We start from the raw sequence: 16,416 nt of genomic DNA, 5'->3' as shown, positions 1-16,416 counted from the left end.
ACGAGGAGCAGGGGCAACACGGTCTAATAGGCCTGTGGAGGAGACGGGGCTGATCGTGCGACCGGGGCTGGTGATCCCGGAGGGAGAGCTGAGCTGGCGGTTCTCCCGGTCGAGCGGGCCGGGCGGGCAGTCGGTGAACACCACCGACAGCCGGGTCGAGCTCAGCTTCGATCTGGCCGGTACGACGGTCCTGTCCGGCGTACTGAAGACGCGCGCGCTGGAGCGACTCGAGTCACGCCTCGTGGACGGGGTGCTGACGATCGCGGCGTCGGAGTACAAGTCGCAGTGGCGGAACCGGGAGGCGGCGCGGGCCCGGCTGGTGGCGTTGCTACGGGAGTCGATCGCGCCCCCGCCACCACCGCGGCGGCCGACCAAGCCCAGCAAGGGGTCGGTGCGCCGCCGGCTGGATGCGAAGACCCGCCGCGGCCAGACCAAGCGGCTGCGATCCCGGCCCGAGGACTGATTGTCCACCTGGTGATACAGCGGGTGGAGCCCAAAAACCACCGACGTACTCTGGTTCGTTGTGAGCCTAGGTCTGTGGGTGCTGGCCGGCGCGCTCGTCGCCGGAGTGGTCCTCAGCGTGCTCAAATCCTGGATCGACGGGCGATTCCGGGGGAAGGCGAGTGAAGTGGACAGGATCTCCGCAGCCGACGTAGGTGTCGAGCTGGGCGAGCGAGCCACTCTCCTGCAGTTCTCTTCCGCCTTCTGCGCGCCCTGCCGGGTGACGCGGCGGACGTTGGCCGAGGTCGAGGGCATGGTCGAGGGAGTCCGGCACGTCGAGCTGGACGCGGAGTCGCACCTGGATCTGGTCCGGAAGCTCGACATCCTGCGGACGCCGACCACGCTGGTGCTGGACAGCACCGGAGCGGTGGTCAAGCGCGCGAGCGGTGCCCCGCGCAAGCCGGATGTGATCGCGGCGCTGGCGACCGCGATCGACCGCCAGCCGAACTGATACCTGCACCTGGATGGCGCTTTGCCCCGCTGGTGGGCAATGCTTTGCCCGTGAGCTTCCCAGCAGGTTGGTACGACGACCCACAGAACCCCACCCAGCAGCGCTACTGGGACGGCAGTGTCTGGACGGACCAGCGCCGTCCGCGGGAGCAGCCGTCGCCGTACCAGGGCCAGTACGGGCAGCCGGCGCAGAGCCAGCCGCAGTACGGGCAGCCCGCGCAGCACGGCCAGGTGTACGGCGGCGGCCAGGCGCAGCCTCCTGTGCAGGACCGGCCGGTCTACGGGCAGCCTGGTCCCCAGCAGCAGCCGCCGCCTCAGTACGGGCAGTCGGCCTACCCGGCGTACTCGCAGACGCAGCAGCAGGGCTACGGCTACCCGGGGCAGAACCGGTTCGCGACGCCGGACGGCCAGCCGCTGTCCGGCTGGTGGCGCCGCGTGGGCGCCCGCGTCATCGACAACATCCTGGTGTTCTTCCTGAGCCTGCCGCTGACCGGCTACTTCTGGTGGCGGTACCTGGACATCTACATGGACAACATCGACCACCAGATGAAGGGCAGCACCCCGCCGAGCATCTCGGAGGCGATGAGCTCGTCCCTGGAGGCGATCGCCTGGACGATTCCGGCGACGCTCCTGATGGCGGCCGTGATGTTCGGCTACGAGTACCTGATGCTGACCAAGAAGGGTGCCACGATCGGCAAGATGGCGCTCGGGATCGCGGTCCGGGAGCGCGATGTGGCCGGCAAGCCGTCCAGCGCGGCGGTCGCCAAGCGGGCCGGTTGCGGCTTCGTCCTGTCCCTGCTGGGCGCGATCCCGCTGATCGGCTCGATCGTCGGCCTGGTGGGGTTGCTCAACTACCTGTGGCCGCTGTGGGACGACAAGAAGCAGGCCCTGTGGGACAAGATCGCCGGTACGAACGTCGTCCGCAGCTAGCGTTATCCAGATGGTGAACAGTTGTCTCACTCAGTGGGACAACTGTGAACCGGCCTCCAGGATGTCCGTACTCTCGGACCGTGGAGTACACGACCTTGCTGACCAAGCGCCGCGCAGTGGACAACTGCCGCATGCGCTCGTCGCTGTGTCGTTGCCGCTGACCAGGCGGCGTCCCGAGCGCTGCGGAACCGGCATCTGAGCACGGTTCCGCGTACGTCGTCTCCCCCGCACAGCACGGGCGGGTCCGGCTCGAACCACTCCTCCTCCAGGAGTCGTCATGTCCGACCAGACGGCCAAGCAAGCCCCTCCCCAGGTGGACCCGCGAGGGCTCCGGTTCGCAGCCGGTGTGACCGCGGTGCTGCTGGCGTTGACCCTGATCCTCGGTAACCCGTGGATCCTGGCGGTCCAGACGCTGGTCTTCGCGATCGGTGTCGTGTTCGGTGTCCAGGCGTCGCCGTACGGGCTGCTGTTCAAGCGGCTGATCCGTCCGCGGCTGGCACCGCCCAAGGAGTTGGAGGACGCGGCGCCGCCGCGGTTCGCGCAGCTGGTCGGGCTGATCTTCGCGATCGCCGGCCTGATCGGCTATCTGAGCGGCGCGACCGTGCTCGGAGTGGTCGCCACCGGATTCGCCCTGGTCGCCGCGTTCGTGAACGCGGCAGTGGGGCTCTGCCTCGGCTGCGAGGCCTTTTTGCTGATCCAACGCATTCGTACGCCAGCAACCGCTACCAATTGAGAGAGGCAGCACACATGAGCAGGGAATCAGCGCTCGTCTCGGCCGACTGGGTCGAGGAGCACAAGAACGATGCCAACGTCGTCCTGATCGAGGTCGACGAGGACGTCTCGGCGTACGACGCCGGCCACATCGCCGGTGCGATCAAGCTGGACTGGAAGGACGACCTGCAGGACCCGGTACGCCGGGACTTCGTCAACCAGCAGCAGTTCCAGGAGTTGCTGTCCGGTCGCGGCGTCAAGAACGACGACACCGTCGTGCTGTACGGCGGCAACAACAACTGGTTCGCCGCCTACGCCTTCTGGTACTTCAAGCTCTACGGCCACGGTGACGTCCGCCTGCTCGACGGCGGCCGCAAGCGCTGGGAGCTGGACAGCCGCGAGCTGACCGACGAGGCCGTCAAGCGCGAGGCCACCGAGTACGTGGCCAAGGAGCCGGACCTGAACATCCGCGCCTTCCGCGACGAGGTGCAGGAGGCCATCGGCGTCAAGAACCTGGTCGACGTGCGCAGCCCCGACGAGTACGCCGGCCGGCTGCTCGCCCCGGCCCACCTGCCGCAGGAGCAGGCCCAGCGGGCGGGTCACATCCCGACCGCGGCCAGCATCCCGTGGAGCAAGGCGGCCAACGACGACGGCACCTTCCGCTCCGACGACGAGCTGAAGACCCTGTACGCCGACGCCGGGGTCGACTTCGGCAAGGACACCATCGCGTACTGCCGGATCGGCGAGCGCTCGGCGCACACCTGGTTCGTGCTGCACGAGCTGCTCGGCCAGGAGAACGTCAAGAACTACGACGGCTCGTGGACCGAGTGGGGCTCGCTGGTCGGCGTACCGGTTGCGCTCGGCGACGAACCCGGGGAGGCCTGACATGTGCGGAGCCAAGAAGGGCGGCCTTGATCTCAAGGGCGTCGATGTGGACAAGGAAGCCGTGATCCAGGGCCAGGTACTGCGCGGCGAGGAGCCGGTCGGCGGCGCCTACGTGCGGTTGCTGGACGCAACTGGTGAGTTCACGGCCGAGGTACCGACGTCGGCTACCGGGCACTTCCGGTTCTTCGCCAAGCCGGGCGAGTGGACGCTGCGCACGCTGGCGCCGAAGGCCGACCCGGTCGACCGCCAGGTGGTCGCCCAGTACGGCGCGGTCGCGGAAGTGGCCGTTACTGTCTGACCTCTCGCTCGTTACTGAAGGTGCCGCCGTCACGGGACGGTAGCCCACCCTGAGGCAGTTCCCGAAGGGCCCGGACCTTGCGCGTCCGGGCCCTTCGGCATGCCCGGAAACCCTTGTAGGCAAGGCGGCCGCGGTCATTCGACCGGGGTTATGGCTGCCGGGGCAACGACCTCGAAGGTTACGGTTTGGTCTCGGAGCGCATCAGGCTCGTTACCTACCGCAACCGCCCGAGTTGTGCTCTGTGTCCTGGCCCGCGCTACGGGTCATGTCATCACTCAGGGAGGAGGGGTCATGGGACCCCGCATCAACAAGAAGCTCGCCGCCGTCGGTGTAGCGGCGGTCGTCGGCGTCGCTTCTACGATCGCGCTGACCTCTGGTTCGGCGTCCGCGTCGCCGGTCTTCGGCTACAGCGGATACGGAATCGGTGTTGAGGCCAAGGGCGGTGTCGCGAACAGCGGACCGCAGACCTTGAGCACGATCAACTGCACCACGAACTCTTCGGCCAAGCAGTCGAACGACGTCGCCGCTGTGAACGTCAACGACCAGTCCATCGCGCGCACCGTGCGGACCAGCACGCACGCCTTCAACGACAAGTCGGGGAACGGCGTCACCAGCGACGCCTCGGCCGTCGACATCAAGATCGGCAGCCTGCTGCACCTGACCGGTGTGAAGACCACCACCACGGCGGTGTACAAGAACGGCAAGCTTTCCTACACCGGCAACACCACGTTCGCCGGGGTGAAGATCGGCAACGTCTCGATGCCGTCGCTGCTGCGGCCCGAGTGGAACACCAAGGTCGCCGTCCCGGGCCTGGGCTACATCGTGCTGAACCGCGTCGGCGGGGTGAAGACCGAGAGCGGTATCTACTCCTACGCTCAGGCGGTCGTCGTCCACGCGAACGTGCGCAACCGGTACATCCCGGAGGGCGTCGACGTCGCGGTCCTGAAGACCCGCGCCGAGATCTCCAAGCCGGCCGTCGCCGTCGTCTTCGGTGACGCCTACGTGACCAAGGCCAACGTCGACAAGCTGGTCACCTCCGGCCCGACGTCGTACCAGGCCACCTGCAAGGGCACCGAGGGCAAGACGGTCCGCGCCTCGGTCGGCGAGGTCGACATCAAGCGGGTCGCCTACGTCGGCGCCGCGTACACCACCAAGAACGGCTACCAGAACGACCAGCGGGCCGCCGTCACCTTCACCTCGCATGTCGCGGGCGTCAAGGTCGGCAACCTGAAGATCGGTGCGATCAACGCCGAGGCCTACGCCTCGAAGACCAAGGACGGCACGTACGACGTCCGCTGGAAGTCGAACATCGCCTCGATCACCGTGAACGGCAAGGTGTACCAGGTCAAGACCGGTGTGAACTCCACGCTGGACATCCCGGGCATCGCCAAGCTGACCTTCAACCAGGTCAAGAAGCAGCAGCGCTACGTCTCCGTGAACGCACTGGTGATCGACGTCTACAGCCTGAACACCAAGGTTGTCGTCGGCCACGCCGCCGCGGGTGTCGTCGGCTGATGCAGCCAACAGTCTGAGTCGAACCTCACCGTCTCAGAAGCACTGAGAACCGCCTCGGGTCCGTCAGGATCCGGGGCGGTTCTCTCATGTCAGCAGGCGTGCGGCGAGTTCGGCGTTGCGTCGGGCGAACGACTGCCACCCGACCGGAGTCGCGGCCACGCGGGCGCGCGCCGTGCGTTCGGTCATCGCTTGCTGGGTCCACGTCCGGACCCGCCCGTCACGCAGTCCGAAGCTGACCATGACCCCGTCGGCCCAGCCGAACACGTCGGCGTCCTCGGCGGTCAGTCGCGACACTTTCTGCTCGGCCACGATCCACTCGAAGGCCGCGAGTTCGTCCTGCAGTTTCCCAGCGAACTCGAACCGCAGCGCACCCGCCGCCAGATCGCGCCGCCGCATCAACTCACCTCGAACCGCTTCCACCGCAGCAGGCTCCCGATCCAGTACGGCGTACGCGGCCTGCGTGAGCGTCTCCCGATCATCGGGGCCGACGCCGAAGAGCTTCGCGAACTCTCGCACCGACCCGGTCGCGTCGGTCGTGTACTGCAACGGGATCACGCGTTGCAGCGCCGAGATCGCCTGCCGGATCCGCAGCCCGCCCAGGTAGGGGCCGAAGTACTTGCTCGTCTCCCCGAGCTCGTGGGTGAAGCGCGGACCGTCGGTGTCGAAGCGGATGTAGCCGACCACCTCCTGACCGCCTTCGGTGCGGTTCCAGCGCGGCTTGGTGTGTTCGAGCAGGTTGCGCTCGAGCCAGGCCGCTTCGTGGTCGGAGTCGCACCAGACGCCCTCGACGCGGGCGATCCGGTTCACCATCCTGGCCAGTTGCGGCCGGTCGCCGAGATGCGTCCAGTACGACAGCACGCGCCGGCGGAGGTTCACCGCGCGACCGATGTAGAGGACCCGGCCGCCGTCATCGCGGAAGCGGTAGACGCCGGGTGCCTGCGGTAGCCGGCGGGCGACCAGACGGGCCTGGTTCATGTCAGGCGTCGAGGATCAGGGTGACGGGGCCGTCGTTGACCAGGGCGACCTTCATGTCGGCCCCGAAGCGGCCGCGCTCCACCTTGGCGCCCAACTCCTCCAGCGCGGCGCAGAAAGCGTCGTACAGGGGTTCGGAGACGGGGCCGGGGGCGGCGGCGCTCCAGGAGGGGCGGCGGCCCTTGCGGGTGTCGGCGTACAGGGTGAACTGGCTGATGGCGAGGATCGGCGCCTGCTCGTCGGAGGCGGAGCGCTCGTCGTGGAGGATGCGCAGGGTCCAGATCTTGGCGGCCAGGGTCTTCGCCGTCGCGGGGGTGTCGTCGTGGGTCACGCCGAGCAGGACCAGCAGGCCCGGCTCGTCGATCGCGCCGACCACTGCCCCGTCGACGGCGACGGAGGCCTGACTGACTCGCTGCACCACTGCTCTCATGGCACCTATCCTGCCGTGCCGGAAGATATCCTGCGAGTCCGTGTTCAGGCCGCTGAATATCCCGCTCCAGCCGAAGATCTGGCAGTATTTGTTCCATGGCCTCGACGATGATCACCGTTGCCCCGACCGGCGCCGAGACGGCGAAGGCGGACTGCCCCGCGCTCCCGACGACTCTCGACGAACTGGTCGAGACCGCCAAGCGCTGCGAGGCCGCCGGAGCCGCGATGATCCACCTGCACATTCGCGACGGTGAGCACCGGCCCACGCTCGACCTCGGCCGGCTGACCGAGGCGGTCGCCGCGATCCGCGCGAACACCGCCCTGATCGTCCAGCTCTCCAGTGGCGGCGCGGTCACCGATCCGTACGACCACCGGCTGCGCGTGCTCGATGCCGAGCCGGACTCCTGCTCGCTGACGATGGGCACGGTGAACTTCGGCGACGACGTCTTCATGAACCCGTGGCCGTTCGTGACCGAGCTCTACCAACTGAGCCAGGAGCGCGAGATCGTCCCGGAGTTCGAGTTGTTCGATCTCGGTCACGTCGCCGCGCTGCACCGGTTGCTGGACAAGTTCGGCCTCCCGTACGGCGGTCGTGTGCACTGCGACCTGGTGATGGGCGTCCCCGGTGGCATGCCCGGTACGACGGACGCCCTGGTGGCCGCGGTGAACGCACTGCCGGCCGCGGTGACGTCGTGGTCCGCGACAGGCATCGGCCGGACGGCGATCACGGTCGCCCTGGCCGCTTTGTCGAAGGGCGGCCACCTCCGGGTCGGGATGGAGGACACGCTGACGCTGGCGAAGGGGCAGCCGGTGAACCACAACGCCGAACTGGTCGAGCGCGCCGCCGCCCTCGCGACGATGGCTCAGCGGCCGCCGATGTCGCCGGACGAGGCCCGTGACCTTCTCAACGTGAAGCGTGATCGCTGAAGCAGGAAGACGATGGCCCCGGCGACGATGATCGTTGCTTCGAGCAATAACCAGTCGCGGAGATAGTCGCGGGGCAGGACGGTCGGGTTGGCGCCCTTGCCCTGCCGCAGCAGCAGCGGGATCGCGATCAGGGTCGTGATGCCGACGTACAGCAAGGTGGTTCGGACCGCGCCGACCGTGCGGTGGTGGTCGGGGCCGATCGACCAGCGAGTGACGAGCCAACCGATGGCGACAGTGGTTGGCACGAGGAAGAAGTCGTCCGCGATCACCACGCCGCCGAGCCAGAGTGGCAGTCGGATCAGCTGGGGCAGTTGCAGGGACTGGAACATCAGCCAGACGCCCCAGAGGCCGAAGCCGACGCCGACGGCGGCCAGGGCGGCGCGGGTCTTCATACGATGACCTCCAGTCGGTGCACCCATTTGGTCTGCAGGACGCCAGGGCGGTTGGGCGCGATGATGCGCGCCGGGAAGCCGTGGTCGAGTGCGAGCTCACCACCGTTCAGCCGGAGCGCGAGCAGGGTGAGCGGATCGGCGGCGTACTCGGGCGGAAGCTCGGTGGTCGCGTAGAAACCGCCCTTCTCCATCGAGACGACGCGGACGCGGGACGTCGCCGGTGCGCCGCAGAGATGCAGCAGGTCGCGGATCCGGACGCCTTCCCAGCGGGCGCCCTGGCTCCAGCCTTCGACGCAGGCGATCGGCAGGTCGGAGCGGCTCTGCGGGAGGTTCTGCAGTTGGGCGAGCGTGTAGGACAGTTGCTGTGGGCCACTAATCGTGAAGCGCCAGTCGGCGGCGATACCGAAGACGCCGGCATCATGGGCGGTCCGGTTGACGGGCAGTCCCTGCGGTCCCACGTTCGGCTTGCGGGGTGCGAGGACGGCGACCGGGCCGAAGGCGGGAACCGACTGGCCGATCGTGCTGAGGCCGACCAGGGACGCGGCGCCGGCGACCGTGCGGAACAACCCGCGCCGGGTCAGGCCGGTGATTGCCGGTGGCAACGACTCGGCCACGACCTCCGCCGTACGACGCCAATGCGTGCGGATCAGTGGGAGCTTGACGGCGATGTGGACCAGGAGGGAACCGATGATGATCCAGGCCAGCGCGTAATGCGTTTCCTTGAAGGGGAACGGCCACGGATACCACTGCAGGGTGTTGAGGTAGCCGATGAACAACTCGAGAGCCATGGCCGCGACCAGGACCAGGATCGACGCCTTCTCCAGCATGCCCTTGAGGTCTGGCTTGGTGAACAGCTTGGGATAGACGGTCCAGAGCTTTGCCAGCAGCAACGGTACGGCGACTGTCCCGGTCAGCACGTGCAGTCCCTGCGTGACGCGGTACAGGGACGCCGGACGGCTCGGAATGTGCAGCCAGGTGGGAGTTTGCTGCTGGAAGTGGCTGAACAGACCGGTCAGGAAGCAGACCAGTACGGCGACGGCCAGCCAGCGCCCGATCACCGTGGCCACCCGGGGATGGTGCAGCGGCGACCGGAAGGTCGGAGGGGCCGGAAGCTTCATGACTCAACTACACCGCAGATCCTGGCGGGTGAACGGCGCTGAACGGTTACTGCTCGCGAACGGGATCCGTTGCACCTTCCGGCACGTCTATCGAAGGGGTGCACGGACCGTTGAAGGAATAGGCTGGGCCGGATCAGCCGAGAGGAGTGAGTGGCAGGTGCAGACGCAGCAGCGGTCGTTCGAGGACGACGAACGCGCGATGGCGGACCTGGCCGAGGTGTCCGACTGGGCCTCGGTGTGGGGACCGCCCGGGGCCGGCCCGGAAGCGATCCGGCAGCGCGTCCTGCGGGTCACCGCTGTCACCGGCTGGCAGCCCTGGGCGCCGGGGAACATCGACCCCGAGCGGTTCACCTGGGGCCTGGTCACCCCGCGCGAGACGGTCATGCTGTTGCTGCCGGACGCCGTACTGCCGGAGAGTCCGCGCAGTGGGTGGTCGGCGTACGAGATCGGGCCGGGGGAGCTGGAGCTGGCCGAAGAAGGCCTGGACGAGCACTGGCCGGCCGAGATCGAGCGTGGCCGCCGGCACTGGGGCGCCCCGGTGTACGTCGGACCTGGGTCGGATCCGCGGGTACCGCCGGAGTGGCGGAACCGGCGGCGGCACCTGGCCGTCTGGCTGAAGCCCGGCGCCGAGTTCCACCTGTATGCCACGCAACCTGATGCGGAGACCCCGCAGGCCGGTTTCGGGTACTCCGTCTATGCGAGCGAGGTCGCCTGATGGCTGATGAAGCCGAAGAGATGCTGGACGTCCTGTTCAAGCAGGTCCGGCGGCTCGCCCGCCAGCTGAACAGTTTCCGCCAGCAGCTCGAACGGAACCGGCAGGCGCAGATGCCGCGCTCGCTGATGGAGGAGATCCGGAACGTCCGGCAGCACCACCCGGACATCGACCGGGCGATGAACGACCGGGCTCCGGCCGATCAGTACGGACGCGTCGAGCAGCAGCTGCAGGTGCTGCGGCAGCGCGAGGCCGACCTGCGCCGCCAGCTCGACGACCGGCAGCGGGAGCTCGAGGCGAACCAGGACCTGAACCGCGACGGCAACCCGGACGACTCGCGTAACGACCGGGACGAGCGCGACGAGGTCACCGACGACCGCGATGAGCGGGACGAGCAGGAGCAGCAGGACGAGCGGGAGCGCGACGAGCAGGAGGAGCGCGAGCGCGAAGAGGAGGAGCGGCAGCGCCAGGAGGAAGAAGAGCGCCGCCGCGAGGAAGAGGAGCGCAAGCGTCAAGAGGAGCAGCAGGGCGAGCGTGAGGCAGCTACGCCGGCAGTAGGCGCGCCGACTGCTGCTCTCGGAGCGGAGGCGGCCGGGGCTGCGGCGGCTGCGGACTACGAGCGCGACGCCCGGCAGATGGAGCAGGACTTCGAGGCCGAGGCCCAGCAGATCCACGAAGACTTCGAGGCCAAGAGCGAGCAGATGCGCTCGGACTTCGAGGCGAACCGGGACAGTCTGGGCTACAGCGACGAGATGCAGCAGGCCCGGGCCGAGGCTGAGCAGCGTGGTGAGCTCTCGCCGCGTGAGGTCGACCAGCAGCAGGCTGGTGACCAGCAGGGGCAGGACCCGGTGGAGACCCGCCAGGAGCCACTTCAGGAGCAGGAGTCCCAGCAGGAGCCGGTTCAGCAGGAACAGGGTCAGCAGGAGCGGGTTCAGCAGGAGCAGCGGGAGCAGGCCAGGCAGGAGCAAGAGCGCCAGGAGCAGGCTCAAGAGGCTCAGCAGGAGCAGCCCGGCCTGGCTCAGGACGCGCAGGAGCAGACGCAGGAACAGGTCCGCGAGCAGCAGGAGCGCGACCCGCAGGAGCGGGAGGACCGCGAGCAGCAGACCGAGTCGGCTGAGCAGGAGGGCCGGGACGGTGACGGACCGGAGAGCCGGCGCGAGGAGGAGACCGAGAGGCAGGAAGACGACCGCGAGCAGGCCGAGGGGGGCACCGGGGAGGCGATCCCGACCGGTGGCGACCACGCGGTGGCGAACGAGGCCGCCGAGCAGGCTGAGGACGGTCGCGTGCAGCCGGTCGACCAGGTGCTGGAGCAGGACCGCATCGACCGGGAGAACCAGCAAGGTCAGAGTCCGCAGCAGGACGGCGCGACCCGCAGCCAGATGTCACCCGAAGAGGTGCAGCGCAACCAGAACGCCTACAGCGCCGGCACAGCAAGCCCCAACGGTGCAGTCGGTAGCCGTCCCAACGAAGAGGCGCTCGAGGGTGCACGCGGCGGCCAGACGGCGGGCGCCGTACATGCCAAAACCACCCAGCGTGGTGGCCGCGAGCAGGGCGGCCACGAACTCTCCCGGGGCTAGGGCGTGTCTCTCAACTCCCCGCCTACTGCGCTGCACCCGGCACGGCACCTCGCCGCACTGGAGGAAAGGCCATGATGGAAAAGCATCGAGGCCTCCCCTCAAGCACACCGAGCTACCGCACCGGGCACATGCTCGCTACGGCGCGAAATCAAGAGACACGCCCTAGTAGACGATCGCCTGGGCGTTGTCGGCCAGGATCTCCTCGGTGAACGCGGGCGCTCCGGCGATCCGGGTCCCGGGGAGCAGGTCGGCCTCGGTCAGGTCGCGGCGCTTCACGCACTGCGTGCAGGCCGTGAGCTGACCGCCTTCCAGGACCGCTGTGAGCAGGTCGGCGAGCGGTGCCGCGTGCGGAAGCTCGAAGGCCTCGGCCCGGCCCGGTACGGCGAACCAGACCGCCTCACCGGTCAGCCAGAGCGACACCTCTGCACCGGCCGCGACCGCCGTGGCGGCGACCGTGAAGGCCTGGTTGGCGCGTTCGGCCTCGTCGGCGCCTGCGGTCAGTTTGATCACCAGCGTGCGGGACATCACGCCACGGTAGCCGAAGGCCCGCGAACCATCCTCTAGACTCGGGATCGTGCTCCACGTCATCTTCACCACGCTGCTGGTCCTGGTCACGCTCTTCATGGGCTGGTTCTCGGCCTACGTCGTCTACCGGCTGTTCCGCGGCCGCCAGGCGAGCTGAGCGACCCGATGGCGTTCGAGATCCCGCAGAACCTGCACCCCGACCTGATGCCGCTGGCCTGGCTGCTCGGTCGCTGGGAGGGCCGCGGGCACGGTGACTACCCGACCATCGAGAAGTTCGAGTTCGGGCAGCAGATCGACTTCAGCCACAACGGCAAGCCGTTCCTGCACTACGTCAGCCAGACCTTCGTGGTCGGCGAGGACGGCAAGCGCGAGCGCCCGCTGGCGCTCGAGACCGGCTTCTGGCGGCCGAAGCCGGACAACAAGCTCGAGGTGATCCTCGCGCACCCGACCGGCTTCGCCGAGATCTGGTACGGCGAGATCGACGGCGCCAAGATCGAGATGCGGACCGACGTGGTCGCCCGTACCGAGACGGCCAAGGAAGTCACCGCCGGCCACCGCCTCTACGGCCTGGTCAAGGGCGAGCTGATGTGGGCCTACGACATGGCCGCCGAAGGCCAGCCCCTCCAGCCCCACCTCTGGGCCACCCTCGTCCGCTCCTGACCCACAACGTCCGAAAACACGCCGACCACGTACTGCACTTCTTCGGACGCTCATTTCGAGCGATTCGCAGCGTCCGAAAACACGCCGACGACGTACTGCGGTTGTTCGGACGTTAGCTTTCGGCGACCCAGGAGTACTCGACTTTGGGGCGGCCGCTGCGGCCGTCGTAGCGTTGGGTGCGGAGGGCTTGGCCTTGGTCGGCGAGGTGTTCGAGGTAGCGGCGCGCGGTGATGCGGGACGTGCCCAGGGAGGTGGCGATCTCCTCGGCCGTCCAACCCTCGCGGTTGCCGAGGAGCTGCACCACGCGGTCGAGGACGGAGCCGGCGAGGCCCTTCGGGACCGATGAAGTCCTTGCCGGGTGCAACAAACGGTCGACCTCGTCCTGGTCGGCGACCACTTGACCGGCCTCGGCGGCGCGGCGTTGCCGGGCGTACGCCGTGAGGCGGTCACGCAATGTCTCGTAAGCAAAGGGTTTCAGCACGTACTGCACGACGCCGATCCGCGCCGCCGCCTGCACCGCCGCGACCTCGCGGGCGGCGGTGACCGCGACCACGTCGGTTTGGTTGCCCTGGGCCCGCATTCGGCGTACGACGTCCAGGCCGTGACCATCCGGCAGATTCATGTCCAGCAGCACGAGATCCACACCGGGCCGGGTCAGCACCTGCAGCGCCTTGGCCGCCGTACCGGCGATGCCGATGCAGGTGAAGCCCGGCAGGCGATCGACGTACGTGCGGTGGGCCTCGGCCGCGACTGGGTCGTCCTCGACCACGAGGACCCGCAGGTCAGGCACTCGCGCTCACCGCCCGCGGCAGCCGGACCCGCACGGTCAGTGCCGGTACGTCGGCCAGTTCCGAATCCGGATCGACCATCAGGGTGCCCTGCCAGCGCTCGACCGTACTGCGGACGAGCACGAGTCCGAGGCCATGACCTGGCTCGGCCTTCGTGGTCCAGCCGCGCTCGAACATGTGCGCCAGTTCGGTCGCACCCAGTTCGGCGCCGGTGTTGGTGACGATCAGGTCGATCGCGTCGGCCGTCGTACCGGCTCGAAGCTCGACGCGGCGAGGTGCCGGTCCGCCGCGGGCGGCCTCGATCGCGTTGTCGAGCAGGTTGCCGACGACCGTGACGACGTCCTGGGCCGGGAGCCGGGTGTTCAGCGCCTCGTGGCCGAGCTCGAGGGTGAGCGTGACGCCGCGCTCCTGGGCCTGGGCCAACTTGGCGAGGAGGAGCGAGGCCAGGACCGGATCGCCGACCGTGCCGACCACCCGATCCGTCATCGCCTGGGCGAACTGCAACTCCGACACTGCGAACTCCCTGGCCCGTTCGGGCTTGCCGATCTCGATCAGGCTGACGACCGTGTGCAGCCGGTTCGACGCCTCGTGGTTCTGTGCCTGCAGCGACTCGGCCAGGCTGCGGACCGCGTCCAGCTCACCCAACAGGCGCTGCAGCTGGGTGTGGTCCCGCAGCGTGACGATCCGGCCGGACCGTGACGGTTGCTGGTTCACGACCAGTACGCCGTCGGCGCCGAGGTGGAGTTCGTCGTACGCCGTCCTGCCGTTGCGGAGCAGTTCCGCCAGAGGCGTCCCGAGGTGGAGCTCCTCGATCGGCGTACCGGGTGGGACGGCTCTGAGGCCGAGCAGCTGGAGGGCCTCGTCGTTCGCGAGCTGCACCCGGCCGTCGGAGTCCAGCAGGATCAGTCCCTCGCGAGCGGCGTGCAGGACGCCCTCGTAGAAGTCGAGCATCCGGGCCAGTGACTGGGTGCCCATGCCGCGGGTGGCGCGGCGGACCCGCCAGGTGACGAGCGCGTTGCCGGCGATCGCGACGCCGAGGATGAGGCTCGCGATGCCGAGCATCGGGCGGACGTCGGAGCGGAGGAGATCCCACCACCCCTCCGGCGTCGTACCGGCGGCGGCCGCGTCGCGGTGGGCCTGGGCTCGGCTACGGCTGATCAGCGAGGCCCAGACCATCACAATGAGAATCGTGACCGTGACCGTCTGCAGCCAGAGAACCTGGCGACGAAGTTCCCACGGCCGGTGTTTCACACGGGACAGTCTGCACCGAGAACGATATGAACGAAACGCGCACTTCTCCTGTGCGTCACGTCACAGTTACTCAAGCCCTCCCGCTTCCCTGCCCGCCCGGCCGATACAGGAGTCCCACCATGGCGAGCCCCGAACCGCGCACCACCCCGGTCCGTAACGACCGGACCCATTTCCTCTACATCGCCGTCATCGTCGCCGTACTGCTCGGCATCGGTGTCGGTTTCCTGTTCCCGGACTTCGCGGTCGAGCTGAAACCGCTCGGGACCGGGTTCGTGAACCTGATCAAGATGCTGATCAGCCCGATCATCTTCTGCACGCTGGTGATCGGCATCGGCTCGGTCCGCCAGGCGGCCAGCGTGGGCAAGGTCGGTGGCCTTGCGCTCGTCTACTTCCTGGTGATGTCGACGGTCGCGCTGTTCATCGGTCTGCTGGTCGGCAACATCGTCCAGCCCGGCTCCGGCCTGAACCTGACCGACAAGCTGCGGGAGGCGGGTCAGAAGCAGGCGGCCGGCGCACACGAGACGACCACGGACTTCATCCTCGGCATCATCCCGAAGTCGCTGCTGTCGTCGCTGACCGAGGGTGAGGTCCTGCAGACCGTCCTGGTGGCACTCCTGGTCGGCTTCGCGCTGCAGGCCCTCGGCTCCAAGGGTCAGCCGATCCTGACCGGGATCGGGCACATCCAGCGCCTCGTCTTCAAGATCCTGTCGATGATCATGTGGGTCGCGCCGGTCGGTGCGTTCGGCGCGATCGCGGCCGTCGTCGGTGCGACCGGTGTGGACGCGCTGATCAGCCTCGGCAAGATCATGATCGCCTTCTACATCACGTGTCTGCTCTTCGTGATCGTTGTCCTGGGCACCATTCTCCGGGTGGTCACCGGGATGTCGATCTTCTCGCTGCTGAAGTACCTGGGCCGGGAGTTCCTGCTGATCGTGTCCAGCTCCTCGTCGGAGACCGCGCTGCCGCGCCTGATCGGCAAGATGGAACACCTCGGCGTCGGCAAGTCGGTCGTCGGTATCACCGTCCCGACCGGCTACTCGTTCAACCTGGACGGCACCGCGATCTACCTGACGATGGCGTCGCTGTTCATCGCCGAGGCGATGAACACCCCGTTCTCCCTCGGGCAGCAGGTCTCCCTGCTGATCTTCATGATCGTCGCCTCCAAGGGCGCCGCCGGTGTCACCGGCGCGGGCCTGGCCACCCTGGCCGGCGGTCTGCAGTCGCACCGCCCCGAACTCGTCGACGGCGTCGGCCTGATCGTCGGCATCGACCGCTTCATGTCCGAGGCCCGCGCCCTGACCAACTTCGCCGGCAACGCCGTCGCCACCGTCCTGGTCGGCCACTGGGTCGGTGACTTCGACAAGGAGCAGGCCCGCCAGGTCTTCGCCGGCGAAGACCCCTTCGACGAAGCCGCCTTCGCCGCCGGCGACACCCACGCCGGCGACGTCCCCGAACTCACCGAATCCGCCGAACCCAAAACCCCCTAACCACCCCTCCACCCCCCCACACTGCCCGCCGGAGCCACAGCCCGGCGGGCAGTGTCCTACCCACCCCATCCCCGCCCCACCCGCGCACCCGGTCCCGCCCCCGGAGGGCGTGCCAATCCCCGGCCCGCTCAGCCCGCCGGCCCCGCCGCATTTGACCGGATATCCAGTCAATGTGCTGGTTCTCCCCTCGAATTTTCGGCTCTCCTGTCGTATGTGTGGGTCAGTTTCGTGCGGGGAGGGTGGGGTGGTGGCGTCCGAGGCGGAGCATGGCGAGGGCGATGAGGGGTT

At 68.3% G+C, this 16,416-nt stretch carries 19 protein-coding genes; 12 read left to right on the top strand and 7 right to left on the bottom strand.

Annotated elements, in window-relative coordinates; genetic code table 11:
- Nucleotides 1-34: 34 nt before the first annotated feature.
- From arfB to ACIA49_RS40265, 7 genes are all read left to right on the top strand, one after another.
- Nucleotides 35-463: an alternative ribosome rescue aminoacyl-tRNA hydrolase ArfB gene (gene arfB / locus ACIA49_RS40295; protein WP_396383637.1), complete on the top strand. Its 429-nt coding sequence runs from the start codon at nucleotides 35-37 to the stop codon at nucleotides 461-463.
- Nucleotides 464-523: 60 nt separating this feature from the next.
- Nucleotides 524-952, top strand: a complete 429-nt coding sequence (locus ACIA49_RS40290; protein WP_396383636.1) for a TlpA family protein disulfide reductase — start codon at nucleotides 524-526, stop codon at nucleotides 950-952.
- Nucleotides 953-1,002: 50 nt separating this feature from the next.
- On the top strand, nucleotides 1,003-1,881 hold the full coding sequence (locus ACIA49_RS40285; protein WP_396383635.1) for an RDD family protein: 879 nt from the start codon (nucleotides 1,003-1,005) through the stop codon (nucleotides 1,879-1,881).
- Between the two features lie 277 nt (nucleotides 1,882-2,158).
- Nucleotides 2,159-2,614, top strand: coding sequence for a DUF4395 domain-containing protein (locus ACIA49_RS40280; protein WP_396383634.1), 456 nt, complete (start codon nucleotides 2,159-2,161; stop codon nucleotides 2,612-2,614).
- A gap of 14 nt (nucleotides 2,615-2,628) precedes the next feature.
- A complete protein-coding gene (locus tag ACIA49_RS40275; protein WP_396383633.1) occupies nucleotides 2,629-3,477 on the top strand; it encodes a sulfurtransferase in 849 nt (282 codons plus the stop codon).
- 1 nt (nucleotide 3,478) lies between these two features.
- Nucleotides 3,479-3,775 carry a DUF1416 domain-containing protein gene (locus tag ACIA49_RS40270; protein WP_344159514.1) on the top strand — a complete coding sequence of 99 codons (297 nt, stop codon included), beginning with the start codon at nucleotides 3,479-3,481 and terminating at the stop codon, nucleotides 3,773-3,775.
- Nucleotides 3,776-4,066: 291 nt separating this feature from the next.
- The gene (locus tag ACIA49_RS40265) at nucleotides 4,067-5,290 is read left to right on the top strand and encodes a choice-of-anchor P family protein (protein ID WP_396383632.1); all 1,224 of its coding nucleotides are present in this window, start codon (nucleotides 4,067-4,069) and stop codon (nucleotides 5,288-5,290) included.
- 84 nt (nucleotides 5,291-5,374) lie between these two features.
- On the opposite strand, the gene ACIA49_RS40260 is transcribed toward ACIA49_RS40265, so the two are convergent.
- Both ACIA49_RS40260 and dtd read right to left on the bottom strand, forming a co-directional pair.
- Nucleotides 5,375-6,265 carry a GIY-YIG nuclease family protein gene (locus ACIA49_RS40260; RefSeq protein ID WP_396383631.1) on the bottom strand — a complete coding sequence of 297 codons (891 nt, stop codon included), beginning with the start codon at nucleotides 6,263-6,265 and terminating at the stop codon, nucleotides 5,375-5,377.
- 1 nt (nucleotide 6,266) lies between these two features.
- Complete coding sequence (gene dtd / locus ACIA49_RS40255) at nucleotides 6,267-6,692, bottom strand: D-aminoacyl-tRNA deacylase (protein WP_396383630.1); 426 nt, start codon at nucleotides 6,690-6,692, stop codon at nucleotides 6,267-6,269.
- A 95-nt stretch (nucleotides 6,693-6,787) separates the two neighbouring features.
- On the opposite strand from dtd, the gene ACIA49_RS40250 reads away from it, so the two are divergent.
- Nucleotides 6,788-7,618: a 3-keto-5-aminohexanoate cleavage protein gene (locus ACIA49_RS40250; protein ID WP_396383629.1), complete on the top strand. Its 831-nt coding sequence runs from the start codon at nucleotides 6,788-6,790 to the stop codon at nucleotides 7,616-7,618.
- Here ACIA49_RS40250 and ACIA49_RS40245 read toward each other — a convergent pair.
- Nucleotides 7,555-8,010 (bottom strand): hypothetical protein, encoded by a 456-nt coding sequence (locus ACIA49_RS40245; protein WP_396383628.1) that lies wholly within the window; start codon nucleotides 8,008-8,010, stop codon nucleotides 7,555-7,557. The genes ACIA49_RS40250 and ACIA49_RS40245 overlap by 64 nt on opposite strands.
- Nucleotides 8,007-9,128, bottom strand: a complete 1,122-nt coding sequence (locus ACIA49_RS40240) for a molybdopterin-dependent oxidoreductase (protein ID WP_396383627.1) — start codon at nucleotides 9,126-9,128, stop codon at nucleotides 8,007-8,009. Before ACIA49_RS40240 ends, ACIA49_RS40245 begins: the two co-directional genes overlap by 4 nt.
- A gap of 157 nt (nucleotides 9,129-9,285) precedes the next feature.
- On the opposite strand from ACIA49_RS40240, the gene ACIA49_RS40235 reads away from it, so the two are divergent.
- Complete coding sequence (locus ACIA49_RS40235) at nucleotides 9,286-9,843, top strand: hypothetical protein (RefSeq protein ID WP_396383626.1); 558 nt, start codon at nucleotides 9,286-9,288, stop codon at nucleotides 9,841-9,843.
- Entirely contained in the window at nucleotides 9,843-11,417 is a 1,575-nt protein-coding gene (locus ACIA49_RS40230) for a hypothetical protein (protein WP_396383625.1), read from the top strand. The genes ACIA49_RS40235 and ACIA49_RS40230 overlap by 1 nt, the downstream gene beginning before the upstream one ends.
- A gap of 162 nt (nucleotides 11,418-11,579) precedes the next feature.
- On the opposite strand, the gene ACIA49_RS40225 is transcribed toward ACIA49_RS40230, so the two are convergent.
- Nucleotides 11,580-11,942: a DsrE family protein gene (locus ACIA49_RS40225; protein ID WP_396383624.1), complete on the bottom strand. Its 363-nt coding sequence runs from the start codon at nucleotides 11,940-11,942 to the stop codon at nucleotides 11,580-11,582.
- Nucleotides 11,943-12,107: 165 nt separating this feature from the next.
- On the opposite strand from ACIA49_RS40225, the gene ACIA49_RS40220 reads away from it, so the two are divergent.
- The gene (locus ACIA49_RS40220; protein WP_396383623.1) at nucleotides 12,108-12,602 is read left to right on the top strand and encodes an FABP family protein; all 495 of its coding nucleotides are present in this window, start codon (nucleotides 12,108-12,110) and stop codon (nucleotides 12,600-12,602) included.
- Between the two features lie 112 nt (nucleotides 12,603-12,714).
- Here ACIA49_RS40220 and ACIA49_RS40215 read toward each other — a convergent pair whose 3' ends face one another.
- Together ACIA49_RS40215 and ACIA49_RS40210 are read right to left on the bottom strand one after the other, a co-directional pair.
- Nucleotides 12,715-13,392, bottom strand: coding sequence for a response regulator (locus tag ACIA49_RS40215; RefSeq protein ID WP_396383622.1), 678 nt, complete (start codon nucleotides 13,390-13,392; stop codon nucleotides 12,715-12,717).
- Complete coding sequence (locus ACIA49_RS40210; protein ID WP_396383621.1) at nucleotides 13,385-14,641, bottom strand: sensor histidine kinase; 1,257 nt, start codon at nucleotides 14,639-14,641, stop codon at nucleotides 13,385-13,387. The genes ACIA49_RS40215 and ACIA49_RS40210 overlap by 8 nt, the downstream gene beginning before the upstream one ends.
- Nucleotides 14,642-14,760: 119 nt before the next feature.
- On the opposite strand from ACIA49_RS40210, the gene ACIA49_RS40205 reads away from it, so the two are divergent.
- The gene (locus tag ACIA49_RS40205) at nucleotides 14,761-16,128 is read left to right on the top strand and encodes a cation:dicarboxylate symporter family transporter (RefSeq protein ID WP_396383620.1); all 1,368 of its coding nucleotides are present in this window, start codon (nucleotides 14,761-14,763) and stop codon (nucleotides 16,126-16,128) included.
- The last annotated feature ends 288 nt before the right edge of the window (nucleotides 16,129-16,416 follow it).

Source organism: Kribbella sp. NPDC051587 (assembly GCF_044453945.1).
Taxonomy (GTDB): Bacteria; Actinomycetota; Actinomycetes; order Propionibacteriales; family Kribbellaceae; genus Kribbella.
This window is presented reverse-complemented; position numbering and strand designations above follow the sequence as displayed.